General features: G+C 71.9%; 14 protein-coding genes. 1 reads left to right on the forward strand and 13 read right to left on the reverse strand.

Annotated features, from left to right (window positions below; all coding sequences use genetic code 11):
- Nucleotides 1-357: 357 nt before the first annotated feature.
- From VLY81_RS10950 to VLY81_RS11000, 11 genes are all read right to left on the reverse strand, one after another.
- On the reverse strand, nucleotides 358-1113 hold the full coding sequence (locus tag VLY81_RS10950; RefSeq protein WP_324668207.1) for an LmeA family phospholipid-binding protein: 756 nt from the start codon (nucleotides 1111-1113) through the stop codon (nucleotides 358-360).
- A protein-coding gene (gene prfB, locus VLY81_RS10955) for a peptide chain release factor 2 (protein ID WP_405001257.1) occupies nucleotides 1110-2283 on the reverse strand; the annotation gives its coding sequence in 2 pieces (ribosomal slippage) (nucleotides 1110-2186 and nucleotides 2188-2283; 1173 coding nt in all). Before prfB ends, VLY81_RS10950 begins: the two co-directional genes overlap by 4 nt.
- A gap of 75 nt (nucleotides 2284-2358) precedes the next feature.
- Nucleotides 2359-5232, reverse strand: a complete 2874-nt coding sequence (secA, locus tag VLY81_RS10960) for a preprotein translocase subunit SecA (protein WP_405001374.1) — start codon at nucleotides 5230-5232, stop codon at nucleotides 2359-2361.
- 97 nt (nucleotides 5233-5329) lie between these two features.
- Nucleotides 5330-6073: a hypothetical protein gene (locus tag VLY81_RS10965; protein WP_324668211.1), complete on the reverse strand. Its 744-nt coding sequence runs from the start codon at nucleotides 6071-6073 to the stop codon at nucleotides 5330-5332.
- A 220-nt stretch (nucleotides 6074-6293) separates the two neighbouring features.
- Nucleotides 6294-7400 carry a glycosyltransferase family protein gene (locus VLY81_RS10970; RefSeq protein ID WP_324668212.1) on the reverse strand — a complete coding sequence of 369 codons (1107 nt, stop codon included), beginning with the start codon at nucleotides 7398-7400 and terminating at the stop codon, nucleotides 6294-6296.
- 61 nt (nucleotides 7401-7461) lie between these two features.
- A complete protein-coding gene (gene hpf, locus VLY81_RS10975; protein WP_324668213.1) occupies nucleotides 7462-8043 on the reverse strand; it encodes a ribosome hibernation-promoting factor, HPF/YfiA family in 582 nt (193 codons plus the stop codon).
- Between the two features lie 68 nt (nucleotides 8044-8111).
- Nucleotides 8112-8771, reverse strand: a complete 660-nt coding sequence (locus VLY81_RS10980; RefSeq protein WP_324668214.1) for an amino acid ABC transporter permease — start codon at nucleotides 8769-8771, stop codon at nucleotides 8112-8114.
- Nucleotides 8772-8812: 41 nt separating this feature from the next.
- Nucleotides 8813-9595 (reverse strand): basic amino acid ABC transporter substrate-binding protein, encoded by a 783-nt coding sequence (locus VLY81_RS10985; protein ID WP_324668215.1) that lies wholly within the window; start codon nucleotides 9593-9595, stop codon nucleotides 8813-8815.
- A gap of 95 nt (nucleotides 9596-9690) precedes the next feature.
- On the reverse strand, nucleotides 9691-11229 hold the full coding sequence (locus VLY81_RS10990) for an ABC transporter substrate-binding protein (RefSeq protein ID WP_324668216.1): 1539 nt from the start codon (nucleotides 11227-11229) through the stop codon (nucleotides 9691-9693).
- Between the two features lie 132 nt (nucleotides 11230-11361).
- Nucleotides 11362-12249 carry an ABC transporter permease gene (locus VLY81_RS10995; protein ID WP_324668217.1) on the reverse strand — a complete coding sequence of 296 codons (888 nt, stop codon included), beginning with the start codon at nucleotides 12247-12249 and terminating at the stop codon, nucleotides 11362-11364.
- A 2-nt stretch (nucleotides 12250-12251) separates the two neighbouring features.
- Complete coding sequence (locus tag VLY81_RS11000; protein ID WP_324668218.1) at nucleotides 12252-13262, reverse strand: ABC transporter permease; 1011 nt, start codon at nucleotides 13260-13262, stop codon at nucleotides 12252-12254.
- 168 nt (nucleotides 13263-13430) lie between these two features.
- On the opposite strand from VLY81_RS11000, the gene thiT reads away from it, so the two are divergent.
- Complete coding sequence (gene thiT, locus VLY81_RS11005; protein ID WP_324668219.1) at nucleotides 13431-14006, forward strand: energy-coupled thiamine transporter ThiT; 576 nt, start codon at nucleotides 13431-13433, stop codon at nucleotides 14004-14006.
- 73 nt (nucleotides 14007-14079) lie between these two features.
- Here the strand turns inward: thiT and VLY81_RS11010 are convergent, their stop codons facing one another.
- Nucleotides 14080-14538 (reverse strand): OsmC family protein, encoded by a 459-nt coding sequence (locus VLY81_RS11010; protein ID WP_324668220.1) that lies wholly within the window; start codon nucleotides 14536-14538, stop codon nucleotides 14080-14082.
- Nucleotides 14539-14570: 32 nt separating this feature from the next.
- The gene (locus tag VLY81_RS11015) at nucleotides 14571-17330 is read right to left on the reverse strand and encodes a cation-translocating P-type ATPase (RefSeq protein WP_324668221.1); all 2760 of its coding nucleotides are present in this window, start codon (nucleotides 17328-17330) and stop codon (nucleotides 14571-14573) included.
- Between the last annotated feature and the right edge of the window lie 37 nt (nucleotides 17331-17367).

The raw sequence follows: 17367 nt of genomic DNA on the forward strand, positions 1-17367 counted from the left end.
GCCCCGGAGAGACACCCCCAGCAGCGACGCCTGGCGGTCGGTCAGCACCACCGCCTCCCCGGAGTCGAGCAGGCCCTGCACCGTCTGCTCGGCCACCGCCACCGAGACGAGCCCGGCGGCCGCCAGCTCGCGCAGGACGGTGACCGGCTCCAGCCCCCACCGGAGCCGGGCCGCCTCTTGCAGGGCCGACCAGTCCATGGTCAGCTCGACGGGCCCCCGGTCGGCCGCCTCCCGTCCGGCGCGGGGCGCCAGCGCCCACGACGCCGCGACGAGCCCGACGGCGACCGCGGCCGCCCCGAGCCACCACCCGCTCCGCCAAGGGGCCCAGCCACCGCCTCCGCTCACGAGAGGTCCTCCTCACGGGGCCGCCGGGCGATGGCGGCCCCAGACGAGCAGTTGGCCCTCGCCCGTCTGGAGCCGCTCGATGACCACGGGCACCGGCAGCGTGCCCAGCGGCACCCTCAGCACGCCCGGCGCCCCCGCCACGTCCAGCGAGAGCGCCGGCGTGCCGTCGCGCTCGATGGAGAGGCGGTCGGGCACCAGTGCCACCACGTTGCCCGGCTCCACCATCAGCCGCCCGTCGAGGCCCAGGCTGACGGTCTCGTCGTCCACCGACGCCTCCATCACCAGCCGGGGGCCCTGCGGCGTCAGACGCACCCGCAGCAACCTGGCCAGCTGGCCGTTGCGCTGCAGGTACTCGTTGAGCGCCTGTTCGCTCAGCACCAGCTCCAGCTCGAGCCGCCGGGCGGAGCTGACCACGAGCCGGCCCTCTCGGGCCGAGGCCGCCAGATCTACCGTCACGCCCTCGCCGTAAAGCCGAAACCGCTCGGCTCGGATCTGCCCCGCCTGCAGCTCCCGCCCCGACACCTCCAGGCGGTCGATGCGACCCGCCAGAAGCGCCAGGCCGGGCCGGCTCGCCAGCGTCACCTCCAGCGCGGCCGGATCCTGCACCATGGCGGCCAGGGCCACCCGCACCTGCTCCGAGGCCCGGTGCGGCAGGGTGCGGCTCCACGCCCCACCCCCCACCACGCCGGCCGCCACCACCAGGGCCGTCACCACCAGGGCCGCCTTGCGGCTCGCCCGGCGCGGGCCGGCCGCGGGTGCCCGCCTCATCGCCGACTCGGGGCCCCGGCGGCCTGCCAGCGCAGGTAGGCCTCGATGAAAGCCTGCAGCTCGCCGTCCATCACCGACTGCACGTCGCCCGTCTCGAAGCCCGTGCGGTGATCCTTCACCATGGTGTAGGGCTGGAAGACGTACGAGCGGATCTGGTTGCCCCAGGCGATCTCGCCGACGTCGCCCCGCAGCTCCTCCAGCTGCTCGCGCTGCTCGGCCAGCTTGCGCTCCAGCAGGCGTGCCTTCAAGATGCGCATGGCCGTCTCCCGGTTTTGGAGCTGCGAGCGCTCGCTCTGGCAGGAGACCACGATGCCGGTGGGGAGGTGGGTGATGCGCACGGCCGACTCGGTCTTGTTGACGTACTGCCCGCCGTGGCCCCCCGCCCTGAAGGTGTCGATGCGCAGCTCCTCGGGCTTGATCTCGACGGCCAGGTCCGTCGGCAGGTCGGGCAGCACGTCGACCGACGCGAACGACGTGTGCCGCCGGCCCGAGGCGTCGAAGGGCGAGATCCGCACCAGGCGGTGGACGCCCTTCTCGGCGCGCAGGTACCCGTAGGCGTTGGGCCCCTTGATGGCCAGGGTAGCGCTCTTGATGCCCGCCTCGTCGCCGGGCAGCAGCTCCAGCACCTCCACCTTGAAGCCGCTCGCCTCGGCCCACCGCCGATACATACGCAGGAGCATCTGGGCCCAGTCCTGCGACTCCGTGCCCCCTGCGCCGGGGTGGATGGAGACGATGGCGTCGTGGCGGTCGTAGGGGCCCGACAGCAGCGTCTCCAGCTCGAGCCGCTCCAGCGCCGACTCGGCCCGCTGGGTCTCCTCCAGCAGCTCCGCTCCCATGGCCGACTGGTTGACCGGTTCCCCGGCCCGGCCGGCCTCCCGGGCCTCCTCCTGGGCGATGGCGACCAGGGCCGCCAGGTCCTCCACCTGGCGCGCCACCTCGTCGAAGGACTCCACGCTGCGGCGCACCTGGCGCAGCTCGTCGATCAGCGAGCGCGCGGCCCCGTCCTGCCAGAAGCCGGGGCGCGCCATCTCCTCCTCGAGCTGGGCGATGCGGCGACGCTTGCCGTCGATGTCAAAGAAACTCCCTCAATGCCTCGACCCGCCGGCGGGCCTCCTCGACCCGCTCGGTCAGGGCGCTCCAGGGGATGAGCTCGACCTTGGATGGCTCCATGGGGTGATGACCTCCCGTCGCACGCGGATGTGGCAGGCTCGGCGCCCGGCAGCCCGCCGGGGCCCGGCGTCGTCGTCAGGCGTTGCGCCCGTGGCAGTGCTTGTACTTCTTGCCGCTGCCGCACGGGCACGGATCGTTGCGGCCGACCTTGACGCCGACCCGGCGCTGCACCACCGAGGCCCCCTCCCCGCCAGGGGCTCCCGAGGCTGCCGCCGCCCGCCCGGGCGGCCACGGCGCTGCCCGAGCCCGGGCCGCCCGCTGGGCGGCGGGCGAGACCCCGTCCTCGGTCCGGTTGAGCTGGAGGTGGCGCAGGCGGAGCCGCGCCTGCTCCTCCTCCTGCTCGGGGCTGACCAGCTGTACCCGGAAGAGGTAGCGCAGCGCGTCCTCCTGGATGGAGGCGATCATCGCGTTGAACATGTTGAACGCCTCCATCTTGTACTCCACGAGGGGATCGCGCTGGCCGTAAGCGCGCAGCCCGATGCCCTCGCGCAGGTCGTCCATCGCGCGCAGGTGGTCGATCCACTTGGCATCGATGACCCGCAGCAGCACCAACCGCTCGAGCTGGCGCATGGTGACGGCACCCAGCCTCTGCTCGCGCTGCTGGTATGCCTGCCGCACCAGCTCCACGAGCCGCTCGCGCAGCTCGCTCCGCTTGAGGCCCTCCAGCTCCTGCGCCGAGACGGCGCCGGGGCGATTGATGACGTCGCCGATCCGCTCGGCCAGCTGCGCCAGGTCCCAGTCCTCGGGGTGCACCTTCTCGTCGGCGTAGGTGGCCATCAGCGCGTCGACGTAGCGGGCCACCATGTCGAGCACGCTCTCGCGCAGGTCCTGTCCCGTCAGCACCCGGCGGCGCTGCTGGTAGACGACCTCCCGCTGGCGGTTCATCACGTCGTCGTAGGCCAGCACCTGGCGGCGGATCTCGAAGTTGCGGCTCTCGACCTTCTTCTGGGCGTTCTCGATGGCGCGAGTCAGCTGCATGTTCTCGATGGGCTGGTCCTCCTCCCAGCCCAGCCGGTCCATGAACCGCCGCACCCAGTCGGCGGCGAACAGCCGCATCAGGTCGTCCTCGAGGGAGACGTAGAAGCGTGACGAGCCCGGGTCGCCCTGGCGCCCCGAGCGACCCCGTAGCTGGTTGTCGATGCGTCGTGCCTCGTGGCGCTCGGTGCCGATGATGTGGAGCCCGCCCAGCTCGACCACCTTGCGGTGCTCGGGCTCGGTCTCCCGGCGCGCCTGCTCCAGCAGCTCGACGTAGAGCCGCGCCGCCTCGTCGATGCGGGCGGCGCCGTCGTCGGAGGCCGGCTCGATCGCCCCGCCGGAGGCCACCCCGTCGGCCGAGGCGGCGCGGCCGTCGACGCCCAGGCGCAGATTGGCGAAGCGCACCCGGTCGACGGCCTGCGCCACCTCGTCGTCGGTGAAGCCCCTGGCCTTGAGGCGCTCCCGAGCCAGGTACTCGGGGTTGCCGCCCAGCACGATGTCGGTGCCGCGGCCAGCCATGTTGGTGGCGATGGTGACGGCACCCAGCTTGCCGGCCTGGGCCACGATCTGAGCCTCTTTGTCGTGGTACTTGGCGTTGAGCACCACATGCGGGATGCCCCGCCTGGTCAGCATCTCGCTGAGGCGCTCGGACTTCTCGATGGAGACCGTGCCCACCAGCACCGGGCGCCCCGTGCGGTGCATCTCCTCGATCTCCTGCACCACCGCCTCCAACTTGGCGCGCTCCGTCTTGTAGACGAGGTCGGGGTAGTCGATGCGGATCATGGGCTTGTTGGTGGGGATGACCACCACGTCCATGCCGTAGATCTTCTGGAACTCGGCCTCCTCCGTGGCGGCCGTGCCCGTCATCCCCGCCAGCTTCTCGTACATGCGGAAGTAGTTTTGGAACGTGATGGTGGCCAGGGTCTGGCTCTCCCGCTGGATGGGGACGCCCTCCTTGGCCTCGATGGCCTGGTGCAGGCCGTCGCTGTAGCGGCGGCCGAACATGAGCCGCCCCGTGAACTCGTCGACGATGATGACCTGGCCGTCCTTGACCACGTAGTCGCGGTCCCGCTTGAACAGCGCGTGCGCCCGCAGGGCTTGCAGCAGGTAGTGGGTCAGCTGGAAGTGCTGCTGGTCGTAGAGGTTGTCGACGCCCAGCATCTTCTCGACCCTGGCCACGCCGGCCTCGGTGAGGGCCACGGTGCGGGCCTTCTCGTCGACGGTGTAATCCTCACCGGCCACCAGCCGGGGCACCAGGCGGGCCATGGTGTAGTAGTGCTCCGTCGACTCCTCGGCCGGCCCCGAGATGATGAGCGGGGTGCGCGCCTCGTCGATGAGGATGCTGTCGACCTCGTCGACGATGGCGTAGTAGAGCTCCCGCTGCACCATCTGCGAGACGTCCCAGACCATGTTGTCGCGCAGGTAGTCGAAGCCGAACTCGTTGTTGGTCCCGTAGGTGACGTCGCAGGCGTAGGCGCGCCGGCGCTCCGCGAAGCCCATGTCGTGGGTGATGACCCCCACCGACAGGCCCAGGAAGCGGTAGATGGCCCCCATCCACTCGGCGTCGCGGCGTGCCAGGTACTCGTTGACGGTCACCACGTGCACGCCCCGACCCAGCAGGGCGTTGAGGTAGACCGGCATGGTGGCCACCAGCGTCTTGCCCTCGCCGGTCTTCATCTCCGCGATGCGCCCCTCGTGCAGGACCACGGCCCCCATCACCTGCACGTCGAAGGGCCGCATCCCCAGCGTGCGCCGCGCCACCTCCCGCACCACGGCGAAAGCCTCGGGCAACAGCTCGTCGAGGGTCGCCCCTCGCTGGATCCGCTCGCGAAACTCCGCCGTCTTGGCCCGCAGGGCCTCGTCGGGGAGCGCCGAGACGGTGGGCTCCAGGTCGTTGACCTGCGCGACGATGCCGCGCAGGCGGCGGACCTCCCGCTCGTTGGGGTCGATCACCTTCTTGATGAGACCCAGCACGCCCATGCCTCCCCGATCACGCCCCGCCGCCACCCTCTCAGCCCGCCCCTCCGCGTGCCATGCCGCGGGCGTCTCGGGCCCGGCGAAGCCGCCGCTATTATACCGCCGGCCCTCCCGGGGACGAAAGTTTGCCCAGGGCGTCCAGGGCCGCCAGGGCCCCCGCCACGGCTGCGTTGCCCTGCACCAGGGCGGCGCCCATGCTCCAGCGCACCTCCCGGGCCCGGCTCCAGGTGGCGCTGGTCACCGCCACCACCACGGCCTGCGACGCCTGCGGGCCTGCCAGATCCACCCACTGCAGGGAGACCCATCGGAACGGCTCCCAGCGGGGTGCGAGCGCCTCCAGCACGGCCCTTGCGCCCAGGGCGGCCATCGTCTCGGGAGTCGAGGGCCCGGCGCTGCGCCCCTGCAGGTGTTCGCCCGATGGGGCCACCAGCTCCGCCGTCACCTCGACGCGGCCCTCCGCCAGGCGGAGCTGCAGGCCGTCGAGCCGCCAGGGCCCTACCGTGACCTGCACGGCGATGGGCTCGTCCGATGTCCGGGGCGCCTGCTCCGGGGCCTCCTCGGAGCGAGGAGGAGCGGCGGCCGGGTGCGGGGGGCCCGGCGAGCCCATCTCCTCCGTCGCAGCCGGTGTCCGGGAAGCCTCGGGGCGGGCGGCCCGGCCGCCGGCCCGGCCCGGGTTGACGATGCTGACCTTCTGATAGGGGACCGACAGGTTGTGGTTGACCAGCAAGAGGCTCTGGATGTCTCGGGCGATCATCTTGGCCGAGCGCTCGCCCGTGCCGATGACGTGGATCTCGCTGACGTGCCCTTCGCGGTCCCATACGACCCGGCAGTCCGCCACGCCCGGGATGGTGCGGATGTCCTCCTCGACGACCCGGCTCTCCGGCGCCTGGCGGGGCTGGCGGCCGTACGCGCCTGGGTCGGGCGATGCCGAACGGGGCGTCCCGGACTCGGACTCGTGGAGGCCCGTGGCGCTCGAGGACAGTCTCCCTCACCTGCCCTTCTCAGGCTGGACGACCACCGCCCGCATCGGGCTGGCCCACTGGTCCCCCGGCGTCGGGCTACCCCCCCTCCCGCAGGCGGGCGTCCACCAGGGCCCACACGCCGCCGCTGACCAGCGAGTGGCCGCCCAGGAGCACCGGGATGGGCGACTCCTCGACGGCAGCCCTGGTGAAGGCCCGCACGCCCGGATGGTCGATGCTCTCCCATTCCCCCAAATCGGACAGAAACCGATCCGACTGCGAGACCTCCCACCGACGATGGGCGAACAGCACCCGGGTGTCGAGCAGCGCGGCCGCGGCCACCAGGCCCAGCCGCTCGAAGAGGCCCCGATCGCCCACGCTCTCCCACAGGTACCCCATCAGCGAGACGGCCTCGCCCCTGCGATCCCGGCCCAGCGACTTCATGCCGCGCTCCTCGGAGAGCACCCGCAGGCGGCAGCGCGTGCGGTCGTCGAGGTAATAGAAGAGGGGCGCGCCGATGCGGCCGAAGATGAGGAGGTCGGCCATCGGGTCGTCCATGATGGCCAGGACGGCCTGCACCCGCCGGCGATCCAGGGGGTGGCGCTCGAGCCACTCGCGTACCGCCGGCCCCGTGCCCGGATGCACCCCCAGCACGAGGGCGTCGGTGGGCGTATCGATGTCGAAGTGCAGCCCCAGCGTGCGGGGCGGGTGCACCAGCTCGAGCCCCGCGCCCGCGCTGAGGGCCATGGCCAGGCTGTTGTCGAGGGAGGGGGGATCGATGCGGTCCAGCGCGTCGCCGGGGGTGAAGGCGATGAGGTCGGCCGAGTGGACGTTGTTGGCGATGACCACCCGCTCCCGGCACGCCAGCTCCCGGGCGATCCACCCCAGGTCGTCGGGCGTGGCCAGGGCTCCCAGGCCGCCGCTCATGTAGATGACCCGCTCGAATCGGCGGGCACGCACCAGCTGGGCCAGCCGGCGGCCGAAATGGAAGGGCTGCCCCTGCCCGTCCCGATCCACCTCGGCGCCCAAGGCCCGTGCGTGCTCCGCCAGCGACTCCCGGTCGGTCACCACCACGATCTGCTCGATGGCCCCGCAGGCCTCGGCCCGGCGGATGGTGTCGAGCACGATGGCCTCGCGCAGTTCGGCGAGCATACGTTCGACCCAGCTGCGAGCCGGGCCCCCTTCGAAGATGACCAGGGATACCATGGCCCCTGCCCTCGGGGAGACGCCGTGGCCTCCCCCGCCCCCCACGGGGCGGGACGGGAGGCTACTCGCCCGGCTCGATCAACCCGTAGTTGCCGTCCCGGCGCCGGTACAGCACGTTGACCTCGTCGGTCGACTCGTTGACGAAGACGAAGAAGTCGTGACCCAACAATTCCATCTGGAGGATGGCCTCGTCCACGGACATGGGCTTGAAGGCGAAGCGCTTGGTGCGCACGACCCGCGGCTCGTCGCCGGACGTCTCGTCCCGCTCCTCGGACCGCTCAGGGGCCGGCACCCGCACGGTGGCCGGGCCGCCCCCCTGGCTCCTGGCGGGCTCGAGGCGAGACTTGAAGCGCAGGAACTGCCGCTCGGCCCTCTCCGACGCCTCGTCGACCGCCGCCAGGGCGTCGGGGCCCTTGCCGGCGCCGCGCAGGAAGCGCCCGCCCAGCTGAAGCGTCACCTCGGCCTGGTACTGCCCGCGGAAGGTGCCGACGACCACCTCGGCCCGCACCGCATCATGGGTGTCGAAGTAGCGGCTCAGCTTGCCCACCTTGCGCTGGGCATACTCCCGCAGGGCCGGGACGATCTCGACGTTCTTGCCCTTGACCAGGATGGTCATGCCGGACGCCTCGGGCTGATAGGCCATGGCATCGGCCCCCCATCGACATCCTTCCCCGCGGGTCCGCCAAACCCTCTCTCTCGACGGCCGCACCGTCAGGCGGCGACCCGCACGCGCCGCTCGACCCAGCCCACCAGGTACGAGACCGCCCGCGTCAGCACCAGGTACATGACGGTGACCGCCAGCAGCACCTCGAAGTAGCGGAAGGTGCGGCTGCCCAGCAGCTGGCCCCGGCGCATCAGGTCCTCCATGGCGATGACCGAGACCAGCGACGAGTCCTTGAGCATCGCGATGAACTCGTTGCCGATGGGCGGGATGATGCGCCGGAAGGCCTGGGGCAGCACGATGTACCGCATGATCTGTCCGTGGGTCATCCCCGTGGACTGAGCGGCCTCGATCTGCCCCTTCTCCACCGACTGGATGCCGGAGCGGACGATCTCGGCCACGTAGGCGGCACTGTTGAGGCTCAGGGCCAGCAGGCCCGCCGCGAGGCTCGACAGGGGAAAGCCCAGCACCTGGGGCAGCCCGTAGAAGACGAAGAGGATCTGGGCCAACAGCGGCGTCCCCCGGAAGACGTCGATGTAGGCGGCGGCGACGGCCGACAACGGGCGGCTACGGGAGAGCCGCATGAGCGCAAGCACCGTGCCCAGCACGATGCCTGCGCTCACCGATACGGTGGTCAACACCAGCGTGGCCCGGGCGCCGACCAGCAGGTACGGAAAGCTGCTCCAGACGATGTCCCATCGGAAGTCCATGATGCGCGGCCCTCACCCGGCCTGGGGCGGCGTCGACCGTTCTACGTCCGGATCCAGGTGGCGTAGAGCCGGTCGTAGGTGCCGTCGGCCTTGATCTCGGCCAGGGCGCGGTTGATGGCCTGGACCAGCTCGGGGCGGCCCTTGCGCACCGCGATGCCGTAGTACTCCTCGGTGAAGGGCTCCCCCACCACCTGGACCTGGCCGGGAAACTCCCGCGCCAGCTGCACCGCCACGGCCAGATCGATGACGGCCGCGTCGGCCGACCGCTGCATGACGGCCTGCACCGCCAGCGGGGTGGTGTCGTACTTGTCGATGCGCCGCACCCCGGCGATCTGCTCGGTGGCGAACTGGCCCGTCGTGTTGATCTGCACGGCCACCACCCGGCCCCGCAGATCCTCGGGTCGCTGGATGGCCGTCTCGCCCCGGCGCACCACCATCACCTGGCCGGCCGTGAAGTAAGGATCCGAGAAGTCCACCACGGCCGCCCGCTCCTCCAGGATGGTCATGGCCGAGATGATGACGTCGTAGTTGCCGTTGTTGAGACCGGGGATGAGGCCGTCCCAGGCGACGTTTTGGATGACCACGGGCACCCCCAGTCGCCGCCCGATCTCCCGGATCAGGTCCATGTCGAAGCCCTTGAACTCGTCGCCCTCCACGAACTCGAAGGGTGGGTAGGTGGCGTCGGTGCCGACCCGCAGCACCGATGGGACCCCCGACGCCCCCGCCCGCACACCGGCGGACGGCAGCAGCCCCGCCAGCGCGGCCCCCACCAGCACGGCCGCCACGGCGGCAGCCATCCGCAGACCGCGAGCCGCCCGACTCATCGATCGGTCACTCCTCCCACCAGACGGAGCAGACCGGCGCCGCCGCATCGACGGCGCCGGTCGCTCCCCCTCTCACGCCGCGGACGTTGCGGCGTTCACTCCTTGTAGAGGAGCCACGTGCGCAGGTTCATCGACGGATCCAGCACGATGCCCCGGACGTTGCGCCGGGCGATGGCCAGGTGCTGCAGATTGTTCTGCCAGAGCGGGATCAGGATGGCGCTCTCGGCCAGCTTCTGCTGCGCCTGGACGTAGAAGTCGGACCGGATGTCCTGGTCGGGCACGTGCTTGGCCGCGGTCAGCAGCCGCACGAAGTCCCGATAGAAGGCCCGATCCGTGGGATTGGAGCTCTTGTCGAGGTGGGTGCCCAGCGAGCCGGGCGCCTCCACCAGCCACGGCGCCAGGAAGTTGTCGGGATCGATGAAGTCGGGGTACCACCCCAGCAGGAAGAGCCCCAGCGCCCCCTCGCTGAACCGGGTGGTGTAGGTGCCCCACTCCAGCGACTGGACGTCGACGCGGATCAGCCCCGTCTGCTCCAGGCTGTCCTTGAGCACGGCCGCCACATCGGCCTCGGTGGTGCCGTAGTGGCTGGGGGTGTACCAGAGCGTGATGCTCAAGGGATTGGCCGCGCTGTAGCCCAGGCCGCGCAGGATCTGCTGGGCCTGCGCCACGTCCCGACGGGGGAAGGCCTCGACGTGGCTCCACAGCCCCTTGGGCACCATGCTGTACAGCGGCGTGTTGAGCCCGCCGAAGACGTCCTCCACCAGCCGCTCGCGGTCCACCGCGAGGGCGATGGCCTGCCGCACCCGAACGTCATTGAAGGGCGGCTGGGTCACGTTGAAGACCAGGTAACGCACCGAGAGGCTGCCCTCGCCCCGGATGACGGTGAAGCGGGAGTCCTGCTCCAGGCTGGGGATGTCCTCGGGGTTGAAGGTGCGGAAGCCGACGTCGATCTGCCCGGCCTCCAGCGCGGCCCGCAACGCCGAGGCGTCCGCGTACATCACCTCGATGATCCGCTGGGTCTTGGGCTTGGGCCCCCAGTAGCCCTCGAAGGCCTCGAAGACCACCATCTGGTCGGGATCGTAGCGCACCAGCCGGTACGGACCCGTGCCCGCGTACTGGCCGTTGACGAAGGCATCCGCGGGCATGGAGTTGGGGCTGAAGATCATGGAGGGGGCGATGGGGTCCGCCAGGCGCGACAGGAAGGTGGCGTCCGACTCCTCGAGGGTGAAGCGCACCGTGTACGGATCGAGCACCTCGATGCGGTCGATGCCCTTGATGAGTCCGACGGCGCCCTCGGGCCCGTCGAGCCTCAGTGCCCGCTCGAAGCTCCACTTGACGGCCTCGGCGTCGAAGGGCGTGCCGTCGGTGAACCGCACCCCCCGACGCAGGTAGAACGTGTACACCCGGGCGTCCGGCGAGGTCTCCCACCGCTCGGCCAGCGAGGGCACGATCCGGCCGGTACCCGGCTCGGTCGTCACCAACGTCTCCGTGGTCTGCTGCAACACGTGCCAGGTCCAGTAGTCGTACGAGTTGGCCGGTTCGAGCTGGGTCACCCGATCGGTGGTGCCGATGATCACCGTCGAGCCGGCGGAGGCCACCGCCCCCACCGCCAGCGCCAGGGCCAACGCCAACATGCCCGATCGCAATAGGCCTCTCACCTCGGTCCGTCACCTCCATCGAAGGATCCCGTCGCCCGCCACGACGCCGCGACTTGGTGGCGGATCTATTCCGTCCCTGGGCCGGGCTTCCTCCCTCTCGGCCATCCCTCAGCGGACATGCCGGCGCCGCGGGTCGAGCAGGTCGTTGAGCCCCTCGCCCAGCATGCCGAAGCCCACGGAGACCAGGATGATGAAGGCCCCCGGAAAGGCCACCAGCCACCAGTGCCCGGCCTGCAAGAACTTCTGACCGTTTTGGATGTCGAAGCCCCAGTCAGGGGTGGGCGGCGGCAGCCCGAAGCCGAGGAAGGCCAGCGCCGCCTCCGTCAGGATGGCGTCAGCCACCGTGAAGGAGGTGACCGCCAGCAGCGCCGGCACCGTCAGCGGCGCGACGTGCAAGAAGAGGGTCCGAAGGCGCGAGGCGCCCAGGGCCTGGGAGGCCTCCACGTGCTCCATGGCCCGGACCTCCAGGGTCTGGCTCCGCGCCAGCCGGAAGTAGGTGGGGATGTAGACGATGCCGATGGCCACGATCATGTTGAGCATGCCCGGCCCCAGCATGGCCACCACGACGATGGCCAGCACCAGCGCCGGGAAGGAGTACATCGCGTCCATCACCAGGCAGAGGACCCGGTCCATCGCTCCGCCCCAGAAGCCGGAGATCCAGCCCAGCAGGGCCCCGGCGCTGAGCGAGATGACGGTGGCGATGGCGGCCACCGCCAGCGGCACGCGCCCCCCGTGGAGCACCCGGCTCAGCACGTCGCGGCGGAGCTGGTCCGTCCCCATCCAGTGCCCCGGCCCCGGCGGGGCCAGGCGCTCCCCGACCGCCTGGGTGGGCGGGTGCGGGGCGACCATCCCCGCCAGGAGCGTCAGGACCACCACCACGGCCACGATGCTGCCGCCGATGGCCAGCAGGTAGTGCCGCCGCAGGCGGCGCAGCCCCAGCCAGCCGATGCCGACCTGGACGGCGGAGACGGTCTCGGTGCGTACCGGCGTCGCCATCGTCACAACCTCACCCGCGGATCGATGAGCGGATAGGTCAGGTCCACCAGCAAGTTGACCAGCGAGACGAAGAGCGCGATGAAGACCACCGTCCCCTGGATGGCGGGAAAGTCCCGGTACTCGATGCTCGTCAGCAGGTAGCGCCCCACCCCTGGCCACGAGTAGACCGTCTCGGTCAGCACCGCGCCGGCCACCAGCAGGGCGAACTGCATGCCGACCACCGTCACGATGGGGATCAGGGCGTTGCGCAGGGCGTGCGCCCACAGCACCCGGCGCTCCCCCACGCCCTTGGCACGGGCCGTCCGGATGTAGTCGGCGCCCAGCACCTCCAGCAGCCGGGTGCGGCTCAGCCGCCCCACGAGGCCGGACAGCACGACGCCCAGCGTGATGGCGGGCAGGACCAGGTGCCGCACCGCCAGGCCCAGGGTGGACCAGTCTCGCCGCAGCGCGGCGTCGAGGACGTAGAAGCCCGTGATGGGCTCGAAGAGGGCCTGGCTCACCGGGTCGAGCCGCCCGCCGACCGGCAGCCATCGCAGCTCCACCGCGAAGATCATCTGCAGCATCAACCCGAACCAGAAGATGGGCATGGCGAAGAGCCCGACGTTGGCCAGGCGCATGGCGTGATCGGCCGCACGATCCGCCCGGGTGGCCGCCAGCATCCCGCCCGCCAGCCCCACCACGAAGGCCACCCCCATGCCCGCCACGGCCAGCTCCAGCGTGGCCGGGAACCGCTCCATCAGCTCCCGGACCACCGGCCGGCCCGAGCGCATGGAGACGCCGAAGTCGCCGCGGACGATCTGGCCCAGGTACTCGACGTACTGCACGGCCAGCGGGCGGTCCAGCCCCAGGCGGCGCCGGTACTCCTCGATCACCTCGGGCGAGACGTTGCGCCCTCCCAGGACCGCCAGCACCGGATCGCCGGGCATGATGCGCAGGACGACGAACATGACCGTGACCAGGATGAGGAGGACGGGCACCATGAGCGCGATGCGCGCGGCGATGTAGCGGCCCATGCCTTCGAACCTCTCCGAACGGTACCGGATGGGCGGGTGTTCGCCCACCCGGTCGTGACTCCTGCCGGCGGCCCCACAGGGAACGCGGCGCGCGAAGCGAATTGGCCGGGGAAGGAGAACGGTGGCGAGCGGGGTCCGTCCCCGCCGTCCCCTCGGGAGGGAGCCCGGATGGCACGCACCGAGACGCAAGCGGGAGCCCGCCGCCCCCAGGCGCTGCTCATCGCCGAGGGTGGCGTCGCGGCGGCGCTGTCGCTGGCCCTCAGCTACCTCAAGCTCTTCCAGATGCCCCAGGGTGGCTCCGTCTCGCTGGAGATGGTGCCGCTCTTCGTCTACGCCGCCCGGTGGGGCCTGTGGCCGGGGGTGGCGGCCGGGGCCGCCTCGGGGCTCTTGCAGGCCATGATGGGCGGCTACGTGGTGCACTGGCTGCAAGGGCTGCTCGACTACCCCGTCGCCTTCGGCGTGCTGGGGGTCGCCGGCGCCTTCGCGGCCGCCGAGGTCGGCGTCGTGGTCGGCTCGGCCCTGCGGCTGGCGGCCCACTGGCTGGCGGGCGTCGCCTTCTTCGCCGAGTACGCGCCGGCCGGCCAGAGCGCCGCCATCTACTCGCTGGTCTACAACCTCACCTACATGCTGCCCGAGGCGGTCCTGAGCGTCGTGGTGGTCTGGCTGCTGCGCACCCGCACGGGGCTCTTTCGGCGGCGGGCGCGAGCCGGGCAGGAGTCGGGCCCGGAGCCACGGGCCTCCTGACGGGCGAGCCTCCGCAGGCGCGCCGGCCGACCGGCGGTGGCCGGCCGGCGCGCACCATGCGCGGGCGGCGCGCTCAGCTCGTGGCCGCTCCCTGGCCAGACGGCGGCGGCTCCTGCAGCGTCACCTCGTAGGCGAGCTCCACGCCCCCCCTCAGCGACGCCGCCACCGAGCAGTACTTCTCGAAGGAGAGCCGTGCGGCGTCCTCGACGGCCTTGCGGGGCAGGTCGCGCCCCGTCACCACGTACTCGACGCGGATGGCGGTGTAGCGCCGGGGATGCTCGGGCGCCCGCTCCCCGTGGATGCGCAGCTCGACGCCGGTGAACGGCACGCGCTTCTTGCGCAGGATGCTCACCACGTCCATCCCGGTGCAGCCGCCCAGCGCCATCAGCAGCACCTCCATGGGGCCCGGGGCCCGCTGCGGCTCCTCCGTGCCGGGCTCGCGCCCGTCCATCACGAGATAGTGCTGGGAGGGCCCGTGCCCGACGAAGGCCATGCCACCCACATGCCGCACTACCACGTCCATCGCTGCCATCGATGACTCCCCTTCCTCGCGATGCCGTCGTCTCATCGTGCGTTGCCGGAGGCCCGGCGAGCCCGGACGGCGCGCTCGATGGCCTTGACCGCCTCGACCACCGGCAGCGGTGCCAGGGAGGCCACGGCGATGACCTCCCACTCGGCACGCCCCAGCGGCACGACGCCGAAGGCCGAGGCCAGCGGCGGCCACAGCAGCGCCAGCAGCTGCAGCGCCAGCGCCGCGACGAAGGCGCCGACCATCCACCGGTTGCTGGCCAGACCGATCCGGAAGAGCGACTGCGTGAGGGACCTCATGTTGAACGCGTGCACGAGCTGGGCCATGGCCAGCGTCGCGAAGGCGGCGCTGCGAGCGGCGGCCATGTCGTGCCCGGTGCGCTGCATCCACCCGAAGACGCCCAGCACCAGCGACGCCAGCAAGAGCCCCTGGTAGGCGTCGCGCCAGGCCATTCCGCCGGCGAAGACGCCCTCGCCCCGCCGGCGCGGCGGCCGGCGCATCAGGCCGGGCTCGGGCGGCTCCACGCCCAGCGCCAGGGCGGGCAGGCCATCCGTCACCAGGTTGACCCACAGGATCTGCACGGCTGTCAGCGGCCGGCCCATGCCCAGCAGGATGGCGCCGAAGATGGCCATGATCTCGCTCAGGTTGGCCGAGAGCAGGTAGTGGACGAACTTCTTGATGTTGTCGAAGATGGTGCGGCCCTCGGCGATGGCGGCCACCACCGTGGCGAAGTTGTCGTCGGCCAGCACCATGTCGGCGGCACCCTTGGCGACGTCGGTGCCGGTCACGCCCATGGCCGCCCCCACGTCGGCCCGGCGCAAGGCAGGGGCGTCGTTGACGCCGTCGCCCGTGACCGCCACGACGTGCCCCCTGCGCTTGAGGGCCTCGACGATCCGGAGCTTGTGTTGGGGGCTGATGCGGGCGTAGACGTCGACGTCGTCGAGCATCTGCTCCAGCTGGGCGTCGCTCGTGCCGTCCAGCTCGACGCCCGTCAGCACCCGGCGCCGCCCGTCGCCCTCGCGCAGCAGCCCCACCTGCGCAGCGATGGCCACCGCCGTCTCCCGGTGGTCACCCGTGATCATGATGGGGCGCACCCCGGCGCTGCGGGCCAGGCGCACGGCCTCGGCCACCTCGGGCCGGGGAGGGTCGATGAGCCCCACCAGGCCCACCAGCACCAGATCCCGCTCGGCCGTGGCCTCGTCCATGGCCTCGGGCGGCTGCGACAGCGGGCGGGCGGCCACGGCCAGCACCCGCAGGGCGCCCTGGGCCATGCGGGCCGCCGCTTCCTGCGCGGCCGCCCGGGCGTCGTCGTCGAGGTCGCGGATCGCGCCGGCCTGGGCCAGCGCCCGACAGCGGCTCAGCACCGACTCCGGGCTCCCCTTGACGAAGAGCAGCCACCGTGCCTGCGCCAGCTCGGCGGGCCCCGGCCAGGTCAGGCCTCCGGGTGCGTTGGCGTGGAGCGTCGCCATGCGCTTGCGCACGGAGTCGAAGGGCACCTCGCCGGTGCGCGGCAGCGCCTCGGCCAGCTCGCCGGGCCAGATGCCCCAGCGGGCCGCGACCTCCAGGAGCGCGGTCTCCGTGGGATCGCCCACCGCCCGCCACGGGGCGCCGTCCGCGCGCTCCTCGCACTCGAGCCGGGCGTCGTTGCAGAGCGCCCCGCCCCTCAGCAGCCAGACCAGGCCCCCCGCCGGCTGGCCGGGCTGGCGCAGGTCCACCATCTCGCCATCGACCCACGCCTGGACGGCCTCCATGCGGTTTTGCGTGATGGTGCCGGTCTTGTCGGAGGCGATGACGGTGGCCGCCCCCAGGGTCTCGACGGCCGGCAGGCGCCGGACGATGGCGCGGCGGCGGGCCATGCGCTGGACGCCCAGGGCCAGCACGATGGTCACCACCGCCGGCAGGCCCTCGGGGATGGCCGCCACGGCCAGGCTCACCGCGGTCATGAACATGTCGAGCAGGGGTTCGCCCCGCAGCAGCCCGACGCCGAAGACGACGACCACCACGCCCAGCACCAGGCCGCCCAGCACCTTGCCCAGCTCGGCCAGGCGCCGCTGCAGCGGCGTCGGCTCGGGCTCCCCCTCCTGGAGCAGGGCGGCGATGCGCCCCATCTCGGTCCCCTGCCCGGTGGCCACCACGACGCCGACGGCTCGGCCGTACGTGGCCGTCGTGCCCATGTAAGCCATGTTGCGCCGGTCACCCAGCGGCGCGTCGGCGGGCACCGAGGCCCCGGCCTCCTTGTGGACGGGTACCGACTCGCCCGTCAGCGGCGACTCGTCCACCTGGAAGTTGTACGTCTGCAGCAACCGCAGGTCCGCCGGGATGCGGGCCCCGGCCTCGAGGAGCACGACGTCGCCGACGACCAGCTCCTGGGCGGGCAGCTCCACGACGTGACCGCCCCGCAGGACCCGAGCCGTGGGGCGCACCATGGCCTTGAGCGCCTCGAGGGCCTGCTCCGCCCGGCTCTCCTGCGTCACGCCCAGCAGCGTGTTGAGGGCCACGATGGCCAGGATCACCGCGGCGTCGGTGTACTCCCCCAGCACCACCGACACGGCCGTGGCGGCGAGCAAGATGAGGACGAGGGGCTCGCGGACCTGCTCCCACGCCATGGCCAGCAGCGAGCGGCGGGGCGCCTCGGGCAGCAGGTTGGGCCCGTCCCGGGCCAGCCGGGCGGCGGCCTCCTCGCGGCTCAACCCGTGCTGCGGGTCGGTGCCCAGGCGCCGGCAGACGTCGGGCGGGGCGACGACGTGCCACGCCCCGTCTGCCGCCGGGGTCCGGTGGGCCGGTGACGATGTCACGGTGGGGGTCTCGATCGCGACCGTCTCCCTTCGCCGT

This window comes from Limnochorda sp. LNt, assembly GCF_035593265.1.
GTDB classification, from domain to species: domain Bacteria; phylum Bacillota; class Limnochordia; order Limnochordales; family Geochordaceae; genus Geochorda; species Geochorda subterranea.

Bases quoted from the DNA above. Each gene is read 5' to 3' on its own strand.
- VLY81_RS10950 (WP_324668207.1), bottom strand. From the start codon at position 1,113: ATGAGGCGGGCACCCGCGGCCGGCCCGCGCCGGGCGAGCCGCAAGGCG.
- VLY81_RS10970 (WP_324668212.1), bottom strand. From the start codon at position 7,400: ATGGTATCCCTGGTCATCTTCGAAGGGGGCCCGGCTCGCAGCTGGGTC.
- VLY81_RS10990 (WP_324668216.1), bottom strand. From the start codon at position 11,229: ATGTTGGCGTTGGCCCTGGCGCTGGCGGTGGGGGCGGTGGCCTCCGCC.
- thiT (WP_324668219.1), top strand. From the start codon at position 13,431: ATGGCACGCACCGAGACGCAAGCGGGAGCCCGCCGCCCCCAGGCGCTG.
- VLY81_RS11010 (WP_324668220.1), bottom strand. From the start codon at position 14,538: ATGGCAGCGATGGACGTGGTAGTGCGGCATGTGGGTGGCATGGCCTTC.
- hpf (WP_324668213.1), bottom strand. From the start codon at position 8,043: ATGGCCTATCAGCCCGAGGCGTCCGGCATGACCATCCTGGTCAAGGGC.
- VLY81_RS10995 (WP_324668217.1), bottom strand. From the start codon at position 12,249: ATGGCGACGCCGGTACGCACCGAGACCGTCTCCGCCGTCCAGGTCGGC.
- VLY81_RS11000 (WP_324668218.1), bottom strand. From the start codon at position 13,262: ATGGGCCGCTACATCGCCGCGCGCATCGCGCTCATGGTGCCCGTCCTC.
- VLY81_RS10980 (WP_324668214.1), bottom strand. From the start codon at position 8,771: ATGGACTTCCGATGGGACATCGTCTGGAGCAGCTTTCCGTACCTGCTG.
- VLY81_RS10985 (WP_324668215.1), bottom strand. From the start codon at position 9,595: ATGAGTCGGGCGGCTCGCGGTCTGCGGATGGCTGCCGCCGTGGCGGCC.